Here is a 23,116-nt window from a genome sequence, read left to right as displayed (position 1 = left end):
GGTGTACATGGCTTGGCTAAAGTGCAGCAAGCGACTTTGACGGGCCGACAAAAGGCCGCTATTTTATTAATCAGTTTGGGACCGGAAGTGTCCGCTCAAATTTTCAAGCATCTTCGTGACGAAGAAATCGAGCAGCTCACTTTGGAAATAGCCAATGTCAGGAAAGTGGATAATGTCGAGAAGGATGCCATATTGGCTGAGTTTCACCAAATTTGTCTGGCGCAGGAATTCATTTCTCAGGGCGGTATCGCATATGCCAAGGAAATTTTGGAGAAGGCCTTAGGGTCACAGAAGGCACTCGATATCATCAACCGATTGACGGCGACGCTTCAGGTCAGACCATTCGACTTTGCGCGTAAAGCGGATCCGGCTCAGATATTGAATTTTATCCAGAATGAAAATTCCCAGACCATCGCCCTCGTGCTCTCCTATTTGCAGCCGGAGCAGGCTTCCATTATTTTATCGTCGCTGCCGCAGGAAAAGCAGGCCGATGTGGCGAAGCGGATTGCGCTTATGGACAGCACCTCGCCGGAAGTCATCAGTCAAGTCGAGCGTGTGCTGGAACAGAAGCTTTCCGCTACGGTGACCCAGGACTATACGAATGCGGGTGGGATCTCGGCGGTAGTCCAAATCTTAAACGGTGTTGACCGGGGGACCGAACGTACCATTCTGGATTCACTTGAAATTCAGGATCCCGAATTGGCGGAGGAAATCAAGAAACGGATGTTCGTCTTTGAAGATATTGTCAATATCGACAACCGTTCGATTCAGCGCATTATACGCGATATCGAGAATGCCGATTTGCAATTGGCGCTGAAAGTTGCCAGTGAAGAGGTGCGTGAAGCGATCTTCAAGAACATGTCCAAACGGATGGCTGAAACATTCCGGGAAGAAATGGAATATATGGGTCCCGTTCGGCTGCGTGATGTGGAAGAAGCCCAAACACGCATTGTAGCCACGATAAGACGTTTGGAAGAAGCCGGTGAAATTATCATCGCTCGCGGCGGAGGGGATGATATTATTGTCTAATGTCATCAAACTATTTCAGTATGTAGCTGTCGAAGACACGAAAATTGTCGAGCCTCCGGCTGCTTCTGTTCTTAAACAAGAACATCCGGAAGAGACAGAAGATCATCTGCCGGAACATCATCAGGAATTAAACGATCTGCTGCAGATGAAAGAACAGATTCTGCATGATGCCGAGTCGTTTGCTGAAGAACAGGTGCGGGCAGCCATGGAAGAGGCGGCGGCCATCAGACAGCAAGCGCAAGCCGAGATCGAAGCGTGGTGGCATGAACGCAGGCTCAAGGACCAGGAAGCCTTGAACGAAGCGAGAGACCGGGGCCATGCTCAAGGCTATCAAGAAGGAATGGCACAGGTCGAGATGGAGCTTCGTGAGCAATATGAAGCAACGCTTCAGGAAGCATCGCAGATTCTGGAGCAGGCCTATCTGTTGAAGCAGCAAATTATTCAGGAAGCCGAACCGTTTCTGATCGAGCTTAGCTGCTCCATTGCAGAGAAAGTGATCGGGCGCCAGTTGACGCTTGAACCCGAATGGATCATCGATTCCATCCGAAAAGTGCTTTCCCGGCGGAGGGAGAAGGGAATCATTACGCTGTGCGTATCCCCTGCCCAGTTCTCATACATACAAGATGCGCGTGAAGAGCTTTTGCTAGCTATCGATTCGCAGGCGGAACTGCAAATTATACCGGACGCCTCCGTATTGGATCAGGGATGCGTAGTCCGGTCAACCTTTGGGAGCATTGACGCGAGAATCGATACCCAACTGAAAGAAATTAAAACTGCGCTCCAGCAGTTGGCTGTGCGAAACGAGGGATCTTAAGCTTATGCAGGCGCCAAGCGCTCAAAAGTATATCGAACACCTAAATCAAATGGACACGATCCGGGTGAACGGAAAAGTGACGCAGGTGATCGGGCTGACGGTAGAATCGGAAGGACCCGATGCAAGCATAGGCGATGTTTGCTATATTTATCCATTGAAGTCGAACACGCCGTTAAAAGCCGAAGTCGTAGGTTTCAAGAACAATAAAGTCATTCTGATGCCGCTCGGCGAGCTGCAGTCCATAGGCCCTGGCTGTGATGTAGTCGGCACAGGCAAGCCGCTCACTGTACAGGTAGGACATGAACTGCTCGGCAAGGTGCTCGACGGCTTGGGCCAACCGCTCGACGGGACCTATTTACCGTCCCGGATGACGCATTACTCTACCAATAACATGCCTAGCAACCCGTTAATTCGTCCGCGTGTCTTGGAACCGATCAGCGTCGGCGTACGATGCATTGATGGTCTGCTGACGATCGGTAAAGGACAGCGTGTAGGGATTTTTGCCGGGTCAGGCGTTGGTAAAAGTACGCTGATGGGCATGATTGCGCGCAATACGTCTGCGGATGTGAACGTGATTGCACTCATTGGCGAACGGGGCAGGGAAGTGCTTGATTTTATCGAACGTGACCTCGGTCCGGAAGGATTGGCCCGTTCCGTGGTCATTGTCGCAACGTCCGATCAACCTGCTCTCATTCGGATTAAAGGCGCATTGATTGCTACGAGCATTGCCGAATATTTCCGGGATCGCGGCTTGAATGTCATGCTGATGATGGACTCGGTAACCCGCTTCGCCATGGCTCAACGGGAAGTGGGACTGGCCGTAGGCGAACCTCCTGCCACGAGGGGATACACGCCGTCCGTTTTCGCGGCATTGCCGAAACTGCTCGAAAGGTCCGGAACGGGACCTAAAGGTTCCATCACTGCATTTTATACCGTGCTTGTCGACGGGGATGACATGAATGAACCGATTGCCGATGCGGTCCGCGGAATTTTGGACGGGCACATCGTTCTCGACCGGAGCATTGCCAACCGTGGCCATTACCCGGCCATTGATGTATTGTCCAGCGTTAGCCGCGTCATGAAAGAAATTGTTCCGGCAGAACAACTGCTTGCAGCGGAGAAATTAAAGATGCTGCTGTCTACATATAAAGATTCGGAGGATCTCATCAATATTGGGGCGTATCAAAAAGGCTCCAATCCGGAAATTGATCTGGCAATTGATTCCATCCAGTCGATTTGGGATTATACCAAGCAGCGGGTAAACGAGAAGCTGACTTTTGCTGACGCACAAGAGCGATTAATTCGAGAATTTTACAGGGGATGAGATGAAACATGCGTTTTCAGTACGCTTTTCAAAAAATCGTTGATCTTAAAACGAATGAAAAGACTCAAGCGGAATGGATGTTATCTCAAGCGATCGTAAAACTGCGCGAAGAGGAATCGACTCTGGCTAAGCTGGAGGATGCGAAGAAGGAGCTGCAGGAAAAACTGCATAAAGTTTCCGAAAATCGTACAACCGTTTCGAACCTGCTGCTGCTGCAAAGTTACGTTGATCATATCGATCTGCGCATAAGAGACAAGCATCAAGATTTGCATACGGCCAAGACGAACGTGCAGATCAGGCAGGACGATTTGACCGGAAAATTGCTGCAAGAAAAGGTGTGGACGAAAGCCAAGGAAAAAGCTTATCAAAAATTTTCCGCCGGCGTGCTGAAAGTTGAACAAAATCGGTTAGACGAAATGGCGACAAACCGATATCAAAGGCTATCATAGTCATAATTTGAAGGAGGTGAGGTCATGGCAAACGCAAATACGGAGCAATCGTCGTCTTACGGAGCCATGGAACGGTTTCTGATCTGGTTCCTCATTCCTTTTGTTTTTACTGCTGTACTGTTAGGCGTGCTGATGACCATCTTCGGCTATGATGTCATGAGTAATGCTGTGCGTACAGTGAGCAAGATTCCGGTTATAAATTCGATCCTTCCAATAACCAATGCCGAGGAAGGGAATCAAGATCCGCAGCAGACGCAGGGTGAGGCCGTACCCGGGCAAGAGCCGACGGCTGCAAATTATGCTGAGCAGCTTGAGCAAAAGGAGCAGGAGCTGAAGCAAGCTGAAGCAGCGCTTCAGCAGCGTGATCAAACGATCAAAGATCTGCAATTGAAAAACAGCGGTTTAGAAGAACAGATCAAGACCAAGACGATTTCTGAAGATGAGTACACGGCTCAAATTCAACAGTTGGCCGGGATGTATGCAAAAATGTCACCCTCCAAGGCTGCACCGATCCTGGAGAATTTGACCAAAAACGAATTGGTGCTGGTTCTGGGAATGATGAAACCGGATGAACGGGTCAAAGTTTTGGAGCGCATGGATCCGGCGAAAGCTGCCGAGGCTTCTATTCTGTTAAAAGACCAAACCAGCGTAAGGGATACGCAAATTGCCGCCCTTCAGGAAAGGCTGAATCAATCGGTCTCTGCGACGTCACAAGCGGACACCCATTTAAGCAAAGATGATCTTGGGTCTACATTTGCGAATATGACGCCCAAAAGCGCCGCAACGGTTTTAATAGAGATGCAAAAGTCAAATCCGGACAAAGTTCTCTCCATATTAAAGTCGATGGACAGCATGGGGCGTTCGAGGGTATTGTCCGCTGTCTCCGAGCAATCCAAAGAGACCGCTGCTTTGCTTTCTGCACGACTCGTTCAATAAACCCGAAAGGAGGTGAAATAAAATGGAAATTACAGCCCAAACATCAACAGCCGGATCTGTCGGTACAACGGCCGGTGGAACGGCAGGAGCGGTTAATTCGGGAACCGGCGGCTCCGGTTTTTCCACGACGCTCAACGGGATGCTGATTTCAGCCCATCCGCAGGCAGGTAAGGATTCGGCTTCAGCCGCGACCGGCCTTTCGGTTTTGACGGGCCTGATTACCCCTATTCTGATGGCTGCTGTTCAAACAGACGAATCTGCAGCAGCGCTGACAGGCGAGCAAATCCAAGGCTTAATTCAACTGCTGGAGAAACCGCAGGACGGTGAAGAGGAACATTCCTTATTATCGAACCCTGATCTGCAAGCATGGCTCGTTCAGCTTCAGTCGATCCTGGCGGCTCTTACCCCGAACCCACAAAATGGTACTGACGACGGCACATGGGAAGGCGGTTTGGCTCCGGTGTCTCAGGCTAACGATCATTTGGAAGAAGCATTAAATCCAATGCTGTTTATTCCGCTGATTGCAGCTGCGCCCACTGCGGAGAATCAAGGAACGGAAGGGGAGAGCAGCAGTACAATACAGGCAGGAATCTCCCTTTCCGAGGCGGTTCAAATGTTGAATCGGTTGAAAGAAATGATTGAACAAGGCCATAAAGACCCGCAGCTTCAGCAAACGTTGAAGGAGCTTTCTGCGGTCTTGGTTTCTGCAGCAGCAAGCGAAAGCCATCTGCGTAAAGAAGCCGAGCGTGCGGATCGTCCGTCTCAACCGTCGCTCATCGTAAAACCGACAGCGGATGTGGAGACTTCCGGGACACAAGAGACCATCCGGGTGGCCGCTAACCCGCTGAGTAAGCTTGAAATGCTGGCAGCTAAGCAATCGGTTGCCAAGCTTTCTGCGGAGCAGCCGGCAACGGATGTGGAGACCTCCGGGACACAAGAGACCGTCCGGGTGGCCGCTGCCCAGTTGAGTAAGCTTGAGCTGCTGGCGGTGAAGCATACGGTTGCCAAGCTTTCTGCGGAGCAGCCGGCAATCCAGGATCAACCCTTATTCGAACCGTTGGTGCCGGCTGATTCCGAACCGGTAAACGGACAGCATCCCGTGATGACCGTGCAGGATTGGATGAAGGGAGCTCAAGCGGGAAATGCGATGCCGAAGCATCCGGTACTGCATATGTCCGCTGGTACATTTGCCAATGATATGACGCAGTTTGTCGTCAGCTCGTTTTCTCTTGCCACGTCCGCAGACGGTTTAACCGAAGCCAAGATCTCATTGTTTCCGCAGCATCTTGGACATGTGGAAGTGAAACTGACGATGCACAACGGCATGCTGGTAGCCCAATTCATGGCGGACAGCTTGTCTGGTAAAGAAATGCTTGAAAGCCAGTTAACCCAGCTTCGGACGACATTGCAAAACCAAGGCATTCAAGTCGAAAAGCTCGAGGTCGGCCAGAGTCAGAGCTTCCAGTCCGGCATGTTCCAAGAAGATCGGCGGCAGCAGTCCTCCGGTCAATCCTCCAAGCAAAACAAATCGGGCAGAGGCAGTGTAGAGAGCATGGAGGAAGAACAGCCGATAAACATATCTGCTAACTTGAATAAGGCATTGAACGACAAGGGCTCCATCGATGTGACGGCATAAACCGTCTTATCGGATCATAACGGCCAGCAGGAGGTGATTCCGTGACAGACTCGAATATCAGTACCCGAAACGTATGGCCTTATTACGCCAAAGAAAATGTTCAGCGCGCAGGCTCTGAAGACAAGAATCAATTGGGCAAAGATGAATTTTTGAAAATTTTGATCGCCCAATTAAAAAATCAAGATCCGACCCAGCCATTGCAGGATAAAGAGTTTATCGCCCAAATGGCTCAGTTCACCTCGGTGGAACAGTTGACCAATATGGCCGGTGAAATGAAAATGCTCCGACAATCGCTCGGATTTGCATCCGGATTGATTGGGAAGAGCATTACTTGGACTTATGTGGATAGTAATGGAGACACACAAACGAAATCCGGCATAGTCGAGTCCATCACGGTAAAAAAGGGCGAGCAGTTTGCAAAGGTAAATGGAGAGGAAGTTACGCTCGATAAAATCAGCCAAATTTCGAATCCGGAGGAAAGCTAAATGACGGAGCGAATAACGATTGGCCGTCTTTATCCGAATGTGGTGACTCCAAACCACTCCATTAAGACAGCGGCATCCCCCCCAAACGGTAACTTATCGTTTGATAAAATTTTACAAAAACAAACGCTGCGTTTCAGCCATCATGCCGAAGAACGATTGCGACAGCGGGGGATTCAGTTCCAGCCCGAACATCTGGCCAAAATCAATTCGGCCATCGATAAAGCTGCGAGCAAAGGCATGAAAGAATCGCTTATGCTGATCGATGATACGGCCTTGATTGTGAATATTAAGAGTCGTACCGTGGTTACGGCCATGGACGAAGCCTCTATGAAAGACAACTTGTTCACGCAAATTGACAGTGCCATCATCATTTCTTAAATGTTTAGGCCGGCCCGCTGCGCGGAGGCCTCGGTTGTGGATCGACTGAAACAACCGGCATTTCAGTACATATTCGCATTCAGGGAGGAAATCTAACGATGTTAAGATCTCTGTATTCTGGCGTATCAGGTATGAGAGGATTTCAAACCAAGCTGGACGTCATCGGCAATAACATTGCCAACGTCAATACGGTTGGTTTTAAGGCCGGCCGTGTCATGTTCAAGGATATTCTCAGCCAAACCGTCTCCGGCGTGTCGGCACCTACGGACGAACGTGGCGGCGTCAACGCGAAGCAAATCGGACTTGGTGTTACCGTCGGTGCCATTGACACATTGCACACGCCGGGCAGCGCCATGACGACGAACGTCGTAACGGACCTGAGAATTGACGGTGACGGCTTCTTCATGCTGAGAGCAACGGAAGATCAAGAACAGCCTTTTTTGAGCCGTGCGGGGAATTTCACGCTGGACTCCAACCGCAGGCTGGTCAACGCTGACGGACTCTTCGTGTCGGACAGCGAGGGAGGGATTATCCAGCTTGACGATACGGTGACGGCCTTTTCAATCTCACAGTCGGGCGAGCTGATCACTGTAGGAGAAGATGGAACAGCGACTCCGAGCGGTGTCTTTATTGGCGTCGTAAAGGTAGTTAATCCTTCCGGGCTCGAGAAAATCGGCGGTAACTTGTACCGCGTGACGCCTAACGCGATGCCGCCAGACGCGCAAGAGCTGCCTACCGGGGAAGAGGCTCAGGCGAATAATCCGGTTACCGGCACCGGCGCCATTATCTCCGGACAGCTCGAAATGTCCAATGTCGATTTGACCTCGGAGTTTACCGAGATGATTATTGCCCAGCGCGGATTCCAGTCTAACTCCAGAATTATCACGACTTCGGATGAAGTACTTCAAGAGGTCGTTAATCTGAAACGATAATCTGAGGGATGGGGGAGGATTTCCTCCCCCAATTACTAAGTATACCGGAGGTAGCTGATGATTCGCTTGACTCGGCTTAACGGAAAGCAAATTACGATTAATGCTCTCCTGATCGAAACGATCGAGGAGACACCGGATACAATGATTACTCTAGTAACCGGTAAGAAAATAATGGTGCTGGAAAAAGTGGATGATACTGTTGCCATGGTTCAACGATTCTTGCAGTCGGTTGGGCTTGTAGGCAGTATGATAAAAAGCCTGGATTCGGAGGGGTCGTAATTGTTTAGGAGTAAAATATTCATCATGGTGGTGGCCGTCCTCATCGCCATTACATTAATTTTGACGGCAGCTTTCATCCTCTGGAATTATATGGATAAAGCTAACGGCACCCTCCGGGATCAGGCGCAGCAATCGGCCAGTGAAGTCAAGTCGGGCAAGAAGCTTACTCCGGATGAGGTGCGGGACAACACCTTCAGCATGAAGGATGTGTTGACCAACCTTTCTGGCGGAAACAACAAGTTCATTAAAGTAAGCTTTGCCTTTGAACTGGAAAATAAGAAGGCGAGGGAGGAGTTTGAAAAGCTGGAAACGCAGATGAAAGCGATCGTGATCCAAACGCTCGCCGATATGACCCCGGATCAAGTGTCGGGAAGCAAAGGCTTTGACAATCTCACTTCAGCCCTTATGAATAAAATGAACCCGCTTCTGCAGCAAGGAAAACTGAATCAAATATTGATTACCGACATTGTTCTCCAATAGCAGAAATCTTAATAAGGCAAGTAGAGTTACGGCACGAAGGAGGTGACGCTAATGGTAGATGTACTTTCTCAGAATGAGATCGACGCTTTGCTCGCGGCGCTATCATCAGGAGAAATGGATGCGGAAGAGCTTAAAAAAGAAGAGACGCAGAAAAAAGTCAGAGCCTATGATTTTAAGAGAGCGGTTCGTTTCTCCAAAGATCATATCCGAAGTCTTACTCGGATCCATGAGAACTTCGCGCGATATCTGACTACCTATTTTTCCGCCCAGCTCCGTACCTTTGTGCAAATCAATGTCGTACAGGTCGAGCAGCTGCCCTATGACGAATTTATTCGGTCCATACCCAAGATGACGATTCTTAACATCTTTGAAGCCGAACCTTTGGAAGGACGAATGGTGCTGGAAGTACATCCGAACGTAGCGTTTGCGATGCTGGACAGGCTGCTGGGAGGTGTGGGTACGTCCCCAACCAAAATTAATGCACTGACGGAAATCGAAACGATCGTGATGGAACGCATCTTCAGCCGGGCGTTTGAAAGTCTGCAGGAAGCATGGAAAACGGTTGTGGATTTGTCACCGAGGCTGGAAGCCTTGGAAACCAACCCGCAATTTATGCAGATTGTTTCACCTAACGAAACCATTGCACTCATTTCATTGAGTACTAAAATCGGAGATACAACCGGGATGATCAACTTGTGCATACCTCATGTCGTTATTGAGCCGATTATGCCGAGATTGTCAGTTCATCATTGGTTTGTATCCCAGAAAAAGACCAGCGCGCCGGAAGAAATGACAGCCCTTCAATCGAGGCTTCATAAAGCAAAATTGCCAGTGATTGCAGAGCTTGGCACATCCCAAATATCGGTCAGGGAATTTTTGAATCTGAACGTCGGCGATGTGATTACATTGAACCGGTCCGTCGAGGAGCCACTGCATATTCGGATCGGGGATAAGCTGAAATTTTTCGGAAGTCCGGGAACGACCCGAGGCAAGCTGGCTGTGCAAATCAATGAGATTGTCCAAGAAGGAGTAGAAGAGTATGACGAATAATAAGGATTATTTGTCTCAAGAAGAAATCGATGCCTTGTTGAGACAATCGGCTGAAGTCGATTCAGTCGGCGGTTCCGGTTTTGCTCCAAAAGTGGAAGATTATTTGTCCTCGTTGGAACAAGACGCATTAGGCGAAATCGGCAATATTACCTTTGGCAGTGCCGCTACCGCATTATCCACGCTGCTTGGAAAGAAGGTAGATATTACCACGCCTAAAGTGTCCGTCATTGCGCGAGAGGAATTGATCGAGGAATTTCCAAAGCCTCATGTCGCAGTTCATGTCAATTATGTCGATGGGTTTCACGGCATCAATCTTCTTGTCATTAAAACGCGGGATGCTCAAGTCATCGCCGATTTGATGATGGGCGGTGATGGAACAGGGCAAACCGACGAATTGAGCGAGATCCATATTAGTGCGGTCCAGGAAGCGATGAATCAAATGATGGGTTCCTCGGCTACATCCATGTCGACCATCTTTAACCGGTTTGTCAATATTTCACCGCCTGGGATTGATATTCTGAACTTGTCGGAAGGAGAAGGAACGGCTGCGCTGCCTCCGGAAGAAGTGTTCATCAAAGTTTCTTTCCGGTTAACGATTGGAGATCTGATCGATTCGACCATTATGCAGCTGCTTCCGGTCCCCTTCGCCAAAGATATGGTATCCATTCTTATGGGAGGGGGGGAATTTCAGGAAGAGACGGTTGCCGAACCGCCTGCTCCATCGGCGCCGCCCGCACCAGCTGCACCAGCGCCAGAACCGTATGCACAGCATGCAGATCATAAGCCGGTGAACGATTATTATTCAGCGCCGCCTGCACAGCAGCCGCCGCCTTACGGCCAACCGTCCCAACAGCCGATGTACGGTCAACCGCCGCAGCAGCCGCCGGTATATCAACAACCGATGTATGGCCAACCGCCGATGCCGCCAAATCCACAGGCTTATCCGTCGCAGCCTGCCGCTTACGGCATGCCGGATTCACGGAATGTCAATGTACAGCCGGCTCAGTTTACCAACTTTACACCGACGAATCTGACTCCTGCGGAAGATACGAATTTGAACCTGCTGCTCGACATTCCTCTGAAGGTTACTGTTGAGCTGGGGAGAACACACAAAGTCATAAAAGACATATTGGAGTTGTCTCAGGGTTCTATTATCGAATTGGACAAGCTGGCAGGGGAACCGGTCGATATTCTGGTGAACAACAAGCTGATCGCTAAAGGCGAAGTGGTCGTTATTGATGAAAACTTTGGTGTTCGTGTTACGGATATCGTAAATCAATGGGACAGAATTCAAAAATTACAATATTAGATTAAGCAACCTTGGGAGGACTGTGTAATTATGGCAAACCGAATTTTAATTGTAGACGATGCAGCATTTATGAGAATGATGATCCGCGACATCTTGACTAAAAATGGATATGAGGTTGTCGGTGAAGCCAATGATGGAGCTCAAGCGATAGAGAAATTTAAAGAGCTTTCCCCGGATTTGATTACAATGGACATAACCATGCCGGAAATGGACGGGATTCAAGCGTTGAAGGAGATTAAGAAGATTGATGCTAATGCAAAAGTGATTATGTGTTCTGCGATGGGGCAGCAAGCAATGGTTATTGACGCCATTCAGGCAGGGGCAAAAGATTTTATCGTAAAACCGTTCCAGGCTGACCGTGTTATTGAGGCTATTAAGAAAACCTTAGGGTAGATGATACCGAAGCGTTGGGGAGAGTCTACGAAGACGGAAGGGAATGTAGAGCGTTGACCAGACTCACAACCAAATGGTTGTTTTTCGCTGCAGTATTTTGGATACAAACAGCAGCGGCTGCTGCTGTTTGTTACGGCGAAACGGGCACGCCCCCCCATGAGCCGGGGATGCTTGATTCATCGGAGCCAATACCTGGTGTTTCACCAGGGGACACGCTTTGGATGATTGTCAAAGTCATATTGTTTCTTGTTCTTATTATCGGCATTTTCTTCATCATAATGAAGGTCATCTCGCAACAAAAAAACAAATTTTTATCGGGCCGTACGCTTCGCTCGCTTGGCGGACTGTCGCTCGGTCCGAATAAATCCATTCAAATCGTAGAAATCGGGAATGCCTTGTATGTTGTAGGCATCGGTGAAAACATACAGCTGCTTGACAAAATTACCGATGAGGCCGAGGTTGCCCATATCGCGGAGATGATGGCCAGCGGGACGGCTTTTACGGGTCCTTCCTTTGCATCGTTAGGGGAATTCATGAAAAAGCTGCGTCACAAACCGCAGGTAGACGAAGAGATGGAAGTGACCGCATCGTTTCAGCAGGTGTTTCAAACCAAAATGCAGCAGATGACAGACCGAAAGAAAATGATGGAAGAGATGCTGAAGCAAGAGAATAATTCAGATCGGTTGAATGATAAATCATGAATCACAGACGCAGGCTTTACCTGGTTCTCTTACTTTTATGCTTGTCGGGAATGTTATCCGGCCAAGCGTATGCAGCAGATCCGATTCCGGGAATCAATATCGATATCGGGACTTCCGGCGATCCGCAAGGAGCCTCGAACACGGTTACGATATTGCTGATGATCACGATCTTAAGTATAGCCCCGGCTATACTGGTTCTCATGACCAGCTTCACCCGCATCATCATCGTACTCGGCTTTGTTCGTACTTCATTGGGTACGATGTCGATGCCGCCGAATCAGGTGCTCATCGGGTTAGCGCTGTTTCTTACCTTTTTCATCATGGCTCCGACATTGGGAGAGATCAATCAAACCGCGCTGCAGCCCTACATGAGAGGAGAGCTTACACAGACAGCGGCTTTGGATAATGCATCTGTTTCTATGAAAAAGTTTATGTTCCAGCATACGAGGCAGAAGGACCTGAAGCTGTTTCTGGATTATTCCAAAGCGGCTCCGCCGACCGGCGTAGAAGATACGCCTTTGACGGCCCTCGTTCCGGCTTATGCGATCAGCGAGTTGAAGACCGCCTTTCAGATGGGCTTTATGATTTTTATTCCGTTTCTTGTTATTGATATGGTAGTAGCAAGCACATTGATGGCGATGGGGATGATGATGCTTCCGCCGGTGATGATTTCACTTCCTTTTAAAATCTTGTTGTTCATCCTGGTGGATGGCTGGTATCTGGTCGTAAGGTCGTTGCTGCTTAGCTACAACACATAGAAGGCCATCAGGAGGAGAACGATTTGAGCTCGGAATTTGTAATCAGAATAGCAGGAGAGGCCGTCTTTACGACTCTAAAGGCCAGTGCGCCGATGATGGTGCTGGCGCTGGTGGTCGGACTTGTCATCAGCATATTTCAGGCGACAACGCAAATTCAAGAGCAGACGCTGGCATTCGTGCCCAAAATTGTCGTCGTTTTGCTTGCTTTGCTCATATTCGGACCTTGGATTCTTAATACGCTGGTTGATTTTACTTATCAATTGCTGAACAACTTGTATAAATACGTGGGTTAGGTTGTGGATTATGGAATGGTTTCTCACGTATTTTCCGGGATTTCTGCTGATTCTTTGTCGGGTTACTTCATTTTTCGTTGTATCTCCCGTGTTTTCAGCGCAGCATGTACCGGCACAGTTCAAGATCGGCCTTGCGTTTTTTACAGCCTTTATCGCATATTTCGGTGTGGGAACGGCTGCGCCGGTGGCGATGGATTCGCTATATGTTTTGACCGTCATACGTGAAGTGCTTGTAGGCTTGTGTTTGGGTTTCATCGCGTACATGTTTTTTACGATTGTACAAATTGCGGGCTCGTTCATTGACCTTCAGATGGGGTTCGGTATTGCGAACGTCATCGACCCGATGACGGGAGCCCAAAGTCCGATTCTCGGCAATTTAAAATATATTATCGCTTTGTTGCTGTTTCTGTCTTTTAACGGCCACCATTATTTGCTTGAAGGGATCATGAGGAGCTACGAATGGATTCCGCTCGATAACAACTTGTTCTATTTGAATAATAATGGGCAGCTGTCCGATTTTATGATACGTACGTTTTCCAGCGTGTTCTCGATAAGCTTTCAAATCGCTGCTCCTTTGGTGGTCGCCTTGTTTCTGGCTGACGTAGGGCTTGGCCTCCTGGCAAGGGTATCGCCGCAGTTCAATATTTTTGTTATCGGCCTGCCGCTCAAAATTTTGCTCGGATTCGTCATGCTGCTCTTGTTATTTCCCGGCTATGAAACAGTCTACAAAGACATGTTTGCTTCGATGCTGGATGCGATCAGGGATTTCTTCGGATTATTCAACGAATAGGAAAGAACGGAGGCAAGGACGTGGCGCAGTTTCGTTTAAAACTCAATTTGCAGCTGTTCTCTCAAGAAAAAACGGAAGAAGCTACGCCCAAGAAAAAACAAGAATCCAGACAAAAAGGCCAGGTCGCCAAAAGTATGGATTTGCCGGCTGCCTTTATCCTGTTTTTTTCCTTCCTGTCGTTTTCCTTGTTCGGAGCCTTTATGAAGGATCGGTTGTTCGGATTGTTCCAGTCGACGCTTCATGACTTTCTCCTTCTCAATCTTACCGCAGATAACGTTATCGTGTTGTTTGAGAAGATGGCATTACAGCTTCTTCTGATCGTCGGGCCGATTTTCCTGATTGCCGTTGCGGTTGCCGTACTAGGTAATTATTTGCAAATCGGGTTTCTGCTCACCGGAGAACCGCTCATGATGAAATTTAATAAAATCAATCCGATCCAAGGTGCTAAACAGTTGTTCTCCATGAGGGCGTTAGTCGACTTCTTGAAATCGGTGCTGAAGATGTCGATTATCGGGATTGTCGTTTATACGACGCTGGTGGCGCAGAAGGATTATATCTTGAGGCTCGCGCAGATGCCGCTTGAAGAAATTGCTCTGTTTACATGGTCGCTCACCCTATCGCTAGGCCTTAAGATTGGCCTGATCTTAATCATTCTGGCGATCTTCGATTATATGTATCAGCGTTACGAGCATGGCAAGAGTATCCGGATGTCCAAGCAGGACATTAAGGACGAGTACAAAAAGACGGAAGGCGATCCGCTCATTAAAGGTAAAATTCGTGAAAAGCAGCGGAGGATGGCGCTGCAGCGAATGATGCAGGAGATTCCAAAAGCGGACGTCGTAATCACCAACCCGACTCACTTTGCGGTAGCCATTAAGTATGATGCAGGCCAAATGCAAGCGCCGACCGTCATTGCCAAGGGTACCGATTATATTGCTCTTAAGATTAGGCAGGTCGCCAAGGATAACGGAATCATTACGATGGAAAATAAGCCTCTGGCCCGGGCGCTGTATGCTCAAGTGGAAATCGGCGAATCGATACCCGCCGATATGTTCCAGGCCGTAGCTGAAGTGCTTGCCTATGTATACAAATTAAAAGGGAAAGCGAACTAAAAGTAAGGAAAGGAGGGTAATGGAGTGAAAGCCAGAGATTTAGTCGTTCTCGTAGGCATCATCGGAATCGTTCTAATGATGGTCATTCCGCTGCCATTATGGCTGCTGGATTTTCTGCTCATTATGAATATTGCTGCAGCACTGCTGATTATTTTGATTGGCATGAATACGCAGGACGCGCTTCAATTCTCGATTTTTCCGTCTCTGCTGCTGATCACGACGTTGTTTCGCTTGGCCCTCAGCGTATCCACCACGAGAAACATTCTGGCAAACGCGGATGCCGGTAGTGTGGTCAGAACCTTTGGTGAGTTCGTAGCAGGGGGCAACATCGTCGTCGGCTTTGTTGTCTTCCTTATCTTGGTCGTCGTTCAATTTATCGTCATTACCAAAGGTTCTGAGCGCGTTGCCGAGGTTTCTGCACGCTTTACGCTCGATGCGATGCCCGGAAAGCAGATGAGCATCGACGCGGATTTGAACGCGGGGATGATCAATGAGCAGCAAGCCAAGGAAAGACGGGAGAAGATAGCCCGGGAGGCTGATTTCTACGGCGCGATGGACGGAGCCAGCAAATTCGTTAAGGGAGATGCCATTGCCAGCATCATCATGTTGGTTATCAATATCATCGGGGGTTTGATCATCGGGGTGGCTATGCATGATATGTCAATCGCGGAAGCAGGCTCTCTGTATTCCATCCTGACGATCGGAGACGGTCTGGTAAGCCAAATCCCGGCACTGCTCATCTCTACAGCAGCGGGTATTGTCGTCACGCGAGCATCTTCCGAAGGCAATTTGGCCCAGGATCTTACGGCGCAGATGTTTTCTTATCCGAAGCTGCTGTATATCGTAGCCGGAACGATTGCTGCACTCGGTATTTTTACTCCGATCCATGTCATGACCACCTTTCCTATTGCCATATTGCTCGCCTTTGCGGCCTATCGCATGCAGCAGAATTTCACCCGCAAGCAAGCGGAAGAGGTTCAGCTTGAAGAGGAGCAGCAGATCGAGGAGGTCCGCAGTCCTGAAAGTGTCATCGGTTTGCTGCAGGTTGATCCGATTGAATTCGAATTCGGCTACGGTTTGATCCCTCTGGCGGATGCCCAGCAAGGGGGAGATTTATTGGATCGGATTATTCTCATCCGCAGACAGTGCGCGCTGGAGCTTGGCGTTGTCGTTCCCGTCATTCGGATCCGCGACAATATTCAGCTTAGACCTAATGAATATGTGATCAAGATTAAAGGGAATACCGTCGCTCGCGGCGATCTTCTGCTGAACCATTATTTGGCGATGAGCCCGGGCATTGAGGATGATTCCATTACAGGAATTGATACGCTGGAGCCCGCGTTCGGACTTCCGGCGCTCTGGATTGACGAGAGCACCAAAGAACGCGCGGAGCTGTCCGGTTATACCGTGGTAGATCCTCCTTCCGTTGTAGCTACTCATTTGACCGAGGTCATCAAAAAGCACGCTCACGAGCTTTTGGGCCGGCAAGAAACGAAGGCTCTTATCGAGAATGTCAAGGAGAATTATCCCGCCCTTGTGGACGACCTTATTCCCAACGTCTTATCTTTAGGCGACGTGCAAAAGGTGCTGGTCAAACTTCTTCGGGAGAAAATTTCGATTCGCGATCTGGTCACGATCCTCGAGACGTTGGCGGATTACGGCACTTATACCAAAGATACGGAAATCCTTACGGAATATGTAAGACAAGCGCTGTCCAGACAAATTACTCAGCAGTATACGACAAGCGGCGAATCTCTAAAGGTGATTACCGTGGGACCGACCCTGGAGAAGAAAATTGCGGAATCGGTCCAGCAGTCGGATCAAGGAAGCTATCTGGCGCTTGACCCTACGTCCACTCAAGTGATTTATCAGCGCATTAACGATCAGGTCACCAAGCTGATTCAAGCGGGTCAGCAGCCTGTGGTTTTGACATCGCCGACCATCCGGATGTATCTCCGTCAACTGCTGGAGCGCACCATGCAGGATATTCCGGTCCTGTCTTACAGCGAGCTCGAGCCGAACGTTGAAATTCAAAGTATGGGGGTTGTGAATCTATGAGAGTAAAGCGGTACGTCGTTGATTCCATGCCGGATGCCCTCCAAAAAATTCGGACTGATCTGGGGAATGACGCGGTCATTATTAATACGAAAGAAATTCGTTCCGGCGGTTTTCTTGGGATGTTCTCCAAAAAGAAAATCGAGGTCATTGCAGCGACGGATACCGCCATTCCCGCCGGCGGAGCGATGACTTCCAATGCAGCAACGACTGGGGCAATTCCGAAACCGGAGCTTAACGTCGTCCCCGCTGCTCCGATGAGGTTCGGCACCGCGGCTTACGGAGCTCAACGGGAGCGACGGGAACAACCGCCGCTTTCCTTTCCCGAAGTGCCGGATGTGCTGCCGGTGACGGGACAGGCGGCTGCAGCGGCCGCCCAGCCTGCGGGGGCCACAATGGTCAAACCCAGAGAAGAGCTTTTGATGGATGAAATCAGGCAAATGAAAGAAATGATGCTGAAGCTTACCCGGCAGGGCACAGTTCAGGAGGCTGTGAATCCGGTGCTGAAGGAGCTTGAAGCGCGCCTTCTCCGCCAGGAGCTGGATCCTCTTCTCGTGGAAGAACTTTTAATGAACGTATCCAAAGAGGCGGAAGCGGAAGGGGCGGAGCTTACCGAGGAGTGGGCATCTTCCTCATTGAAGAGGCAGTTGGAGGCCATGCTGTGCTCTTCCAAGAACAAATCGATCGCCGCAGATACCCGGATCGCCCACTTCGTCGGACCGACGGGTGTCGGCAAGACGACGACGATCGCCAAACTGGCTGCAGAGCAGGTGCTTAAGCATCACCGCAAGGTCGGATTTATTACTTCCGACACGTACCGAATAGCCGCCGTTGAACAGTTAAAAACATACGCAACCATTTTGAACGTGCCGCTTGAAGTTGTTTTCTCGCCGTTGGATTTGAATAGAGCCTTTGAGCAGCTGCGGGATTGCGATTTGATTTTTATGGATACGGCGGGAAGAAATTTTCGCAACGAGATGTATGTCTCGGAGCTGAATGCGCTGCTGAAATCTAACGGGAAGAGCGAGACGTATCTGGTCCTCAGCATGACGACCAAGTACAAAGATATGCAGGCTATTACACACAATTTCTGCAAATTCAAACTGGATAAGGTGCTGTTCACCAAAATGGATGAGACCGACTCTTACGGCTCGGTTGTGAACCTTATTCGCGAATTCGGACTTCAAACGTCTTATATCGCTAACGGACAGAGCGTGCCGGACGATATCCAAGAGCTGAATGAACATCAATTGATTGATTTGATTCTGGAGGCGGGCAAGTCATGAGCGATCAGGCGCAGGGGTTGCGCAATCTGATACGGAATCAAAGCGAGCCGAAAGACAAAGCGACACGCATTCTTACGGTGACAAGCGGGAAAGGCGGAGTCGGCAAATCGAACTTTACGCTTAATTTCGCATTATCCCTGCAAAAAAAAGGATTCAAGGTACTGGTATTCGACGCGGACATCGGTCTTGCCAATATCGATGTGCTGATGGGGATATCATCCAAATTCAACTTATATCACCTATTGAAAAAAGAAAAAACCATCTGGGAAATTATTCAAACCGGGCACGATGATTTGCAGTTTATTGCAGGAGGATCAGGATTTAACGATTTGATTCGCTTATCCGATGAACAGCTCGATTATTTTGCGGATCAGGTCAACCAATTAACCGGTCATGTCGATTTCATCATATTCGATACGGGAGCCGGCTTGTCCAAGGAGACGATCAAATTCATCGTGGCCGCGGAGGAGACCATCGTCGTCACCACACCGGAGCCTACATCGATCACCGATGCTTATGCCATCATCAAGATGGTTCATTCGATGAACGACCAGGTAGCGTTCCGTTTGGTGGTAAACCGGGCGACGGATTGGAAGGAGGGTCGGCAGACAGCAGACAAAATCAGCATGGTAGCCAAACAATTTCTGAATTTGGACATACCTGCGCTGGGATTTGTATTGGACGACAGCAACGTCTCCAAAGCGGTGAAGAAACAAGTTCCGTTTACCGTTGCTTTTCCGTTTAGTGCCGCTTCCAAATCAATTAGTGAATTGACAGACAATTTTATCGCCAAACAATCTCCGGCGGAGATGCAAACAGGAGCGGTCAAAGGCTTCTTAACCAAAATGATCAGGCTGTTGAAGCAAGGTTAAGGGAAGGGCTTAAAAGTCCTCTGACCGAGACAACGAAGAGGAGTGGAATGATGCCGCCGTATGATGTATTGGTAGTGGACGATTCGGTTTTTATGAGGAAAATTATTTCGGATTTTATCGGTGAGGATCCGGAGCTTCGTGTAGTGGGAACCGCCAGAAATGGGCGGGAGGCGATAGAAATGGTCAAAAAGCTGAATCCGAATGCTGTGACCATGGATATTGAAATGCCGGAAATGAACGGCCTTGATGCACTCCGGACGATCATGAGAGAGCATCCTGTGCCGGTGATCATGCTCAGCAGCTTGACTCAGGCCGGCGCAATGGAGACGATTCGTGCGCTGGATCTCGGGGCATTCGATTTCGTCGGCAAGCCTTCCGGCTCTATCTCGCTTGACTTATATAAGGTGAAGCAAAATTTGTTGGAGAAACTGCGTGTTGCCGTTAGAACGAAGGTGAAGGGCGTTCACGCTCCGATCCGCCCCGTATCGTCACAGACAGTTAAACCGGCTGTAAAGACGGAGAAAAGATCCGTGGCGCAGCCGGCTCCGCTTGAGCATCTTGTGGCGATCGGCACCTCTACGGGCGGTCCCAGGGCACTGCATCAAGTGCTGTCGCAAATACCGGACGGCTTTCGTGCTCCGGTTTTGATTGTGCAGCATATGCCGCCCAATTTCACCAAATCGCTTGCGCAGAGGCTTGATTCCGATTCCTATTTGCGGGTCGTTGAGGCGGAGCCCGGGATGGTGCTGAAGAGCGCAACAGCTTATGTGGCGCCGGGAGGTTATCATATGACGGTAGCGAGGAACGGGGCGAATTCCTACAAAATTCATTTGTCCAAAGAGGACCCGCGCAACGGTCATCGTCCTTCTGTGGATGTATTGTTCGAATCGCTGCTGCCGCTTAAGGAATTGAAGCGCCATATTGTGATCATGACGGGGATGGGCTCTGACGGTGCAAAGGGGATGTTGGCGCTCAAGCAATCAGGGGCCATAACCACCATTGCCGAAGCGGAACAAACTTGCGTCGTTTACGGTATGCCTCGTGCCGCGGTTGAATTGGGATGCGTAACCGATGTATTGCCGCTTCAGCAAATTGCCGCCAGATTGATGCAAGCCGTCGGCGGGCAGTCTTGACTGCCTGGAAGTATACATAACAACGATCAATGATGGAGGTGTGGTTATGGAAATGAATCAGTATCTCTCGATGTTTATCGACGAATCCAGAGATCATTTGCAAGCCATGAACGAGCATTTACTTAGCCTTGAGAACAGTCCGGAAGACGTGAGCATCGTCCAGCATATTTTTCGATCCGCTCATACGCTGAAGGGGATGTCGGCGACCATGGGCTTCGAGGATTTGGCCTCGCTTACCCATGAGATGGAGAACGTGCTCGATCTGGTTCGGAATCACAAGCTACAGATGGATTCATTCATATTTGATTGTATTTTTAAAAGCTTGGATGCGCTGGAAATGATGGTGGAGGATATTATTCAAGGAGGAACCGGAAAGGCGGATGTCACCGACATCGTCTCCGCGCTGAAGTCGATTGTTTCCGGGGACTATCTCAAGAACGGCTCTGCTGCCGGCGCATCGGGTTCCGCGGCTGCGAAAGCGGATAAGGCCGGGGGAAACAAAGAGCTGGACGAATTTCAATACTCCATTTTGCAGCAATCGATTGAAGCGGGAATTCCCGTTTTTCGAATCGAGGTGACCATTCGTCAGGAATGCGTGTTAAAAGCGGCCAGAGCGTATATGGTGTTTAACGTGCTGGAGCAAAACGGCGAGGTGATTCAATCCACACCTTCCGTCGAGGATATCGAACAGGAACGGTTCGAGCAATCATTCACCGTATATTATATTTCACAGTTGGCGCAGGATCAGCTTGCAAGTCAAATCGCCGGCGTTTCCGAAATAGACAAAGTAGACGTTGTATTGCTTGATCGGTCCAAGCTGGATGAGCTGATGAAAGCTCCGGAGCCGGCACCGGCTCAATCCAAGCCTGCCGCAAGCGAAGCTTCGGCGTCCCGGCCGGAAACGCCCAAACCTGAAGCGAAGAAGGCCGCCGGGGGAGGAGCGCCTGTAGCAGGACGTACCATCCGGGTGGACATCGAGCGCCTGGATACACTGATGAATTTGTTCAGCGAACTGCTCATTGATCGCGTCCGTCTGGAGCAGCTTGCCAGCGAGATCCGCAGAAGCGATCTGACGGAAACCGTGGAACATATGGCCAGAGTGAGCGGCGATTTGCAGAACATCGTCCTGAAGCTGCGCATGGTTCCCATCGATTCGGTGTTCAACCGTTTCCCCCGGATGATTCGCGATGTGGCCAAGACGCTCGATAAAAAGGTGGATCTGATCATTACCGGCGCCGATACCGAATTGGACCGGACGGTTATCGATGAGATTGGCGATCCGCTGGTCCACTTGTTAAGAAACGCCGTAGACCACGGGATCGAACCGGTGGCGGAACGCGTGCAAATCGGCAAGCCGGAGACCGGCACGATCTATCTCCGTGCCTATCACAGCGGCAACCATGTATTTATCGAAATCGAGGAAGACGGACGAGGGATTAACAGGGATAAGGTGATCAGCAAGGCCATCCAGAACGGAGTCATAACCGCAGAGCAATCCGGGAAATTGTCCGACGAGGATGTATATCAGCTTCTGTTTGCTTCGGGGTTTAGTACAGCGGACAAGATATCGGATATTTCCGGCCGCGGCGTAGGTCTGGATGTCGTTAAAACCAAGATCGAGAGTTTGGGAGGGCAAGTTCACGTCAGCGCCAATTGGGGCAAGGGAACGAAATTTACAGTCCAGCTTCCGCTGACGCTTTCGATTATCTCGGCCATGCTCATTCGGCTGGGTGATGAGAAATACGCCATTCCGCTTTCCTCCATTGTCGAAACGATGGCTGTCAAAAGCGATCAAATTCGCGTTGTGCACGGCAGTACCTTGATCAATTACCGCAGCTCCGTCATTCCGCTTGTTCACTTGGCCCAGCTGTTTGACGTACCGGGCTTTACCGGAGAGCCGGCCGCCGAAATACAGATCGTGGTGATCCGCAAGGGAGATAAAATGGCGGCGCTTATCGTCGACGAGTTTATAGGTCAGCAGGAAATTGTCTTGAAATCGCTGGGTAAATATTTAACCAACCTGTTTGCGGTTTCGGGAGCCACCATTCTGGGTGACGGGCAGGTCGCTTTGATCATTGATACGAACGCTTTAATAAAGTAAAAGCGGCAATTCTCGCTTCTCACGATAACTATAGGAGGCTGATAGTATGGGACAGGAGTTAAAAGTGATCGTTTTTTCACTAGCGCATGAAGAATATGGGGTGGAGGTGGAGAGTGTACGGACTATCGAGCGGATGCAGCCGATGACCCGTGTTCCCAAAACTCCGGATTTCGTCCGGGGCGTCATTAATCTCCGCGGTGTGGTAACGCCGGTTATTGATTTGCATGGCCGCTTTGGCTTCCCGCCGAGCGAATATACCGACAACACGCGCATCATTATCGTAGCTGTAGGGGATTTGGAAGTCGGTTTGATTGTGGATGCGGCCAATGACGTTATCGATATCGACAGCGACTGCATTGAGGATCCTCCGGAAGTCGTAGGCGGAATCAAAGCGAAATATTTGCGGGGTATCGCAAAAGTGAGCGACGAACGCCTGCTGGTGCTTTTGAATCTGAAGGAAGTACTCAATAAAAATGAAATCATCCAATTGGAAAAGTTAGAGGAGCAGGTTTAGTGGAAAC

General features: G+C 49.6%; 25 protein-coding genes. All 25 read left to right on the top strand.

Translation table 11 applies throughout. The annotated features are described in order from the left end of the window. Positions 1-12 precede the first annotated feature (12 nt). The 25 genes from fliG to NR121_RS01370 all read left to right on the top strand — a co-directional run bounded on the left by fliG (position 13) and on the right by NR121_RS01370 (position 23,109). A complete protein-coding gene (gene fliG, locus NR121_RS01490) occupies positions 13-1,029 on the top strand; it encodes a flagellar motor switch protein FliG (RefSeq protein ID WP_062407953.1) in 1,017 nt (338 codons plus the stop codon). Further along, positions 1,022-1,843: a FliH/SctL family protein gene (locus NR121_RS01485; RefSeq protein WP_062407955.1), complete on the top strand. Its 822-nt coding sequence runs from the start codon at positions 1,022-1,024 to the stop codon at positions 1,841-1,843. Before fliG ends, NR121_RS01485 begins: the two co-directional genes overlap by 8 nt. A gap of 4 nt (positions 1,844-1,847) precedes the next feature. Continuing rightward, positions 1,848-3,167 carry a flagellar protein export ATPase FliI gene (fliI, locus tag NR121_RS01480; protein ID WP_062407957.1) on the top strand — a complete coding sequence of 440 codons (1,320 nt, stop codon included), beginning with the start codon at positions 1,848-1,850 and terminating at the stop codon, positions 3,165-3,167. A gap of 8 nt (positions 3,168-3,175) precedes the next feature. Continuing rightward, positions 3,176-3,616: a flagellar export protein FliJ gene (gene fliJ / locus NR121_RS01475; protein ID WP_054818883.1), complete on the top strand. Its 441-nt coding sequence runs from the start codon at positions 3,176-3,178 to the stop codon at positions 3,614-3,616. A 24-nt stretch (positions 3,617-3,640) separates the two neighbouring features. Beyond that, on the top strand, positions 3,641-4,552 hold the full coding sequence (locus NR121_RS01470) for a MotE family protein (protein ID WP_256830250.1): 912 nt from the start codon (positions 3,641-3,643) through the stop codon (positions 4,550-4,552). Between the two features lie 22 nt (positions 4,553-4,574). After that, on the top strand, positions 4,575-6,188 hold the full coding sequence (locus NR121_RS01465) for a flagellar hook-length control protein FliK (protein ID WP_256830249.1): 1,614 nt from the start codon (positions 4,575-4,577) through the stop codon (positions 6,186-6,188). 41 nt (positions 6,189-6,229) lie between these two features. Beyond that, on the top strand, positions 6,230-6,673 hold the full coding sequence (gene flgD, locus NR121_RS01460) for a flagellar hook assembly protein FlgD (RefSeq protein ID WP_062407963.1): 444 nt from the start codon (positions 6,230-6,232) through the stop codon (positions 6,671-6,673). Continuing rightward, positions 6,674-7,051 carry a TIGR02530 family flagellar biosynthesis protein gene (locus NR121_RS01455; protein ID WP_054818885.1) on the top strand — a complete coding sequence of 126 codons (378 nt, stop codon included), beginning with the start codon at positions 6,674-6,676 and terminating at the stop codon, positions 7,049-7,051. It abuts the gene before it with no gap. Between the two features lie 98 nt (positions 7,052-7,149). After that, positions 7,150-7,983, top strand: a complete 834-nt coding sequence (gene flgG / locus NR121_RS01450) for a flagellar basal body rod protein FlgG (protein ID WP_062407966.1) — start codon at positions 7,150-7,152, stop codon at positions 7,981-7,983. 57 nt (positions 7,984-8,040) lie between these two features. Further along, the gene (locus NR121_RS01445; RefSeq protein WP_062407968.1) at positions 8,041-8,262 is read left to right on the top strand and encodes a flagellar FlbD family protein; all 222 of its coding nucleotides are present in this window, start codon (positions 8,041-8,043) and stop codon (positions 8,260-8,262) included. Positions 8,263-8,286: 24 nt separating this feature from the next. Further along, positions 8,287-8,742, top strand: coding sequence for a flagellar basal body-associated FliL family protein (locus NR121_RS01440; protein ID WP_171005859.1), 456 nt, complete (start codon positions 8,287-8,289; stop codon positions 8,740-8,742). 51 nt (positions 8,743-8,793) lie between these two features. Then, positions 8,794-9,792, top strand: coding sequence for a flagellar motor switch protein FliM (gene fliM, locus NR121_RS01435; RefSeq protein WP_054818887.1), 999 nt, complete (start codon positions 8,794-8,796; stop codon positions 9,790-9,792). Continuing rightward, complete coding sequence (gene fliY, locus NR121_RS01430; RefSeq protein ID WP_062407970.1) at positions 9,782-11,101, top strand: flagellar motor switch phosphatase FliY; 1,320 nt, start codon at positions 9,782-9,784, stop codon at positions 11,099-11,101. Before fliM ends, fliY begins: the two co-directional genes overlap by 11 nt. 30 nt (positions 11,102-11,131) lie before the next feature. Beyond that, the gene (locus tag NR121_RS01425; protein WP_054818888.1) at positions 11,132-11,494 is read left to right on the top strand and encodes a response regulator; all 363 of its coding nucleotides are present in this window, start codon (positions 11,132-11,134) and stop codon (positions 11,492-11,494) included. A gap of 221 nt (positions 11,495-11,715) precedes the next feature. After that, the gene (locus NR121_RS01420; protein ID WP_062407972.1) at positions 11,716-12,195 is read left to right on the top strand and encodes a flagellar biosynthetic protein FliO; all 480 of its coding nucleotides are present in this window, start codon (positions 11,716-11,718) and stop codon (positions 12,193-12,195) included. Beyond that, on the top strand, positions 12,192-12,953 hold the full coding sequence (fliP, locus tag NR121_RS01415; RefSeq protein WP_054818889.1) for a flagellar type III secretion system pore protein FliP: 762 nt from the start codon (positions 12,192-12,194) through the stop codon (positions 12,951-12,953). Before NR121_RS01420 ends, fliP begins: the two co-directional genes overlap by 4 nt. A 23-nt stretch (positions 12,954-12,976) precedes the next feature. After that, positions 12,977-13,246, top strand: a complete 270-nt coding sequence (gene fliQ / locus NR121_RS01410) for a flagellar biosynthesis protein FliQ (protein WP_054818890.1) — start codon at positions 12,977-12,979, stop codon at positions 13,244-13,246. Positions 13,247-13,256: 10 nt separating this feature from the next. Further along, on the top strand, positions 13,257-14,036 hold the full coding sequence (fliR, locus tag NR121_RS01405; RefSeq protein ID WP_062407974.1) for a flagellar biosynthetic protein FliR: 780 nt from the start codon (positions 13,257-13,259) through the stop codon (positions 14,034-14,036). Between the two features lie 20 nt (positions 14,037-14,056). Next, positions 14,057-15,148 (top strand): flagellar biosynthesis protein FlhB, encoded by a 1,092-nt coding sequence (gene flhB, locus NR121_RS01400; protein WP_062407976.1) that lies wholly within the window; start codon positions 14,057-14,059, stop codon positions 15,146-15,148. 24 nt (positions 15,149-15,172) lie between these two features. Continuing rightward, on the top strand, positions 15,173-17,206 hold the full coding sequence (gene flhA / locus NR121_RS01395) for a flagellar biosynthesis protein FlhA (RefSeq protein WP_062407978.1): 2,034 nt from the start codon (positions 15,173-15,175) through the stop codon (positions 17,204-17,206). Further along, positions 17,203-18,489 (top strand): flagellar biosynthesis GTPase FlhF, encoded by a 1,287-nt coding sequence (flhF, locus tag NR121_RS01390; protein WP_054818891.1) that lies wholly within the window; start codon positions 17,203-17,205, stop codon positions 18,487-18,489. Before flhA ends, flhF begins: the two co-directional genes overlap by 4 nt. Next, positions 18,486-19,361: a MinD/ParA family protein gene (locus NR121_RS01385; RefSeq protein ID WP_054818892.1), complete on the top strand. Its 876-nt coding sequence runs from the start codon at positions 18,486-18,488 to the stop codon at positions 19,359-19,361. The genes flhF and NR121_RS01385 overlap by 4 nt, the downstream gene beginning before the upstream one ends. Positions 19,362-19,411: 50 nt before the next feature. Beyond that, a complete protein-coding gene (locus NR121_RS01380) occupies positions 19,412-20,494 on the top strand; it encodes a protein-glutamate methylesterase/protein-glutamine glutaminase (protein WP_062410877.1) in 1,083 nt (360 codons plus the stop codon). A gap of 46 nt (positions 20,495-20,540) precedes the next feature. Continuing rightward, complete coding sequence (locus NR121_RS01375) at positions 20,541-22,595, top strand: chemotaxis protein CheA (protein ID WP_062407980.1); 2,055 nt, start codon at positions 20,541-20,543, stop codon at positions 22,593-22,595. A 46-nt stretch (positions 22,596-22,641) separates the two neighbouring features. Then, positions 22,642-23,109: a chemotaxis protein CheW gene (locus NR121_RS01370; RefSeq protein WP_062407982.1), complete on the top strand. Its 468-nt coding sequence runs from the start codon at positions 22,642-22,644 to the stop codon at positions 23,107-23,109. Positions 23,110-23,116: the final 7 nt, after the last annotated feature.

The organism is Paenibacillus sp. Pae15 (assembly GCF_024519685.1).
GTDB lineage: Bacteria > Bacillota > Bacilli > Paenibacillales > NBRC-103111 > Paenibacillus_G > Paenibacillus_G naphthalenovorans.
Note: the sequence above shows the minus strand (reverse complement) of the source record. Positions and strands in the feature narration are given on the sequence as shown.

Coding starts and splice junctions, on each gene's coding strand:
- fliI (WP_062407957.1), top strand. CDS start 1,848: ATGCAGGCGCCAAGCGCTCAAAAGTATATCGAACACCTAAATCAAATG.
- fliJ (WP_054818883.1), top strand. CDS start 3,176: ATGCGTTTTCAGTACGCTTTTCAAAAAATCGTTGATCTTAAAACGAAT.
- NR121_RS01470 (WP_256830250.1), top strand. CDS start 3,641: ATGGCAAACGCAAATACGGAGCAATCGTCGTCTTACGGAGCCATGGAA.
- NR121_RS01465 (WP_256830249.1), top strand. CDS start 4,575: ATGGAAATTACAGCCCAAACATCAACAGCCGGATCTGTCGGTACAACG.
- NR121_RS01455 (WP_054818885.1), top strand. CDS start 6,674: ATGACGGAGCGAATAACGATTGGCCGTCTTTATCCGAATGTGGTGACT.
- flgG (WP_062407966.1), top strand. CDS start 7,150: ATGTTAAGATCTCTGTATTCTGGCGTATCAGGTATGAGAGGATTTCAA.
- NR121_RS01445 (WP_062407968.1), top strand. CDS start 8,041: ATGATTCGCTTGACTCGGCTTAACGGAAAGCAAATTACGATTAATGCT.
- NR121_RS01440 (WP_171005859.1), top strand. CDS start 8,287: ATGGTGGTGGCCGTCCTCATCGCCATTACATTAATTTTGACGGCAGCT.
- fliM (WP_054818887.1), top strand. CDS start 8,794: ATGGTAGATGTACTTTCTCAGAATGAGATCGACGCTTTGCTCGCGGCG.
- fliY (WP_062407970.1), top strand. CDS start 9,782: ATGACGAATAATAAGGATTATTTGTCTCAAGAAGAAATCGATGCCTTG.
- NR121_RS01425 (WP_054818888.1), top strand. CDS start 11,132: ATGGCAAACCGAATTTTAATTGTAGACGATGCAGCATTTATGAGAATG.
- NR121_RS01420 (WP_062407972.1), top strand. CDS start 11,716: ATGATTGTCAAAGTCATATTGTTTCTTGTTCTTATTATCGGCATTTTC.
- fliP (WP_054818889.1), top strand. CDS start 12,192: ATGAATCACAGACGCAGGCTTTACCTGGTTCTCTTACTTTTATGCTTG.
- fliR (WP_062407974.1), top strand. CDS start 13,257: ATGGAATGGTTTCTCACGTATTTTCCGGGATTTCTGCTGATTCTTTGT.
- flhF (WP_054818891.1), top strand. CDS start 17,203: ATGAGAGTAAAGCGGTACGTCGTTGATTCCATGCCGGATGCCCTCCAA.
- NR121_RS01385 (WP_054818892.1), top strand. CDS start 18,486: ATGAGCGATCAGGCGCAGGGGTTGCGCAATCTGATACGGAATCAAAGC.
- NR121_RS01380 (WP_062410877.1), top strand. CDS start 19,412: ATGCCGCCGTATGATGTATTGGTAGTGGACGATTCGGTTTTTATGAGG.
- NR121_RS01375 (WP_062407980.1), top strand. CDS start 20,541: ATGGAAATGAATCAGTATCTCTCGATGTTTATCGACGAATCCAGAGAT.
- NR121_RS01370 (WP_062407982.1), top strand. CDS start 22,642: ATGGGACAGGAGTTAAAAGTGATCGTTTTTTCACTAGCGCATGAAGAA.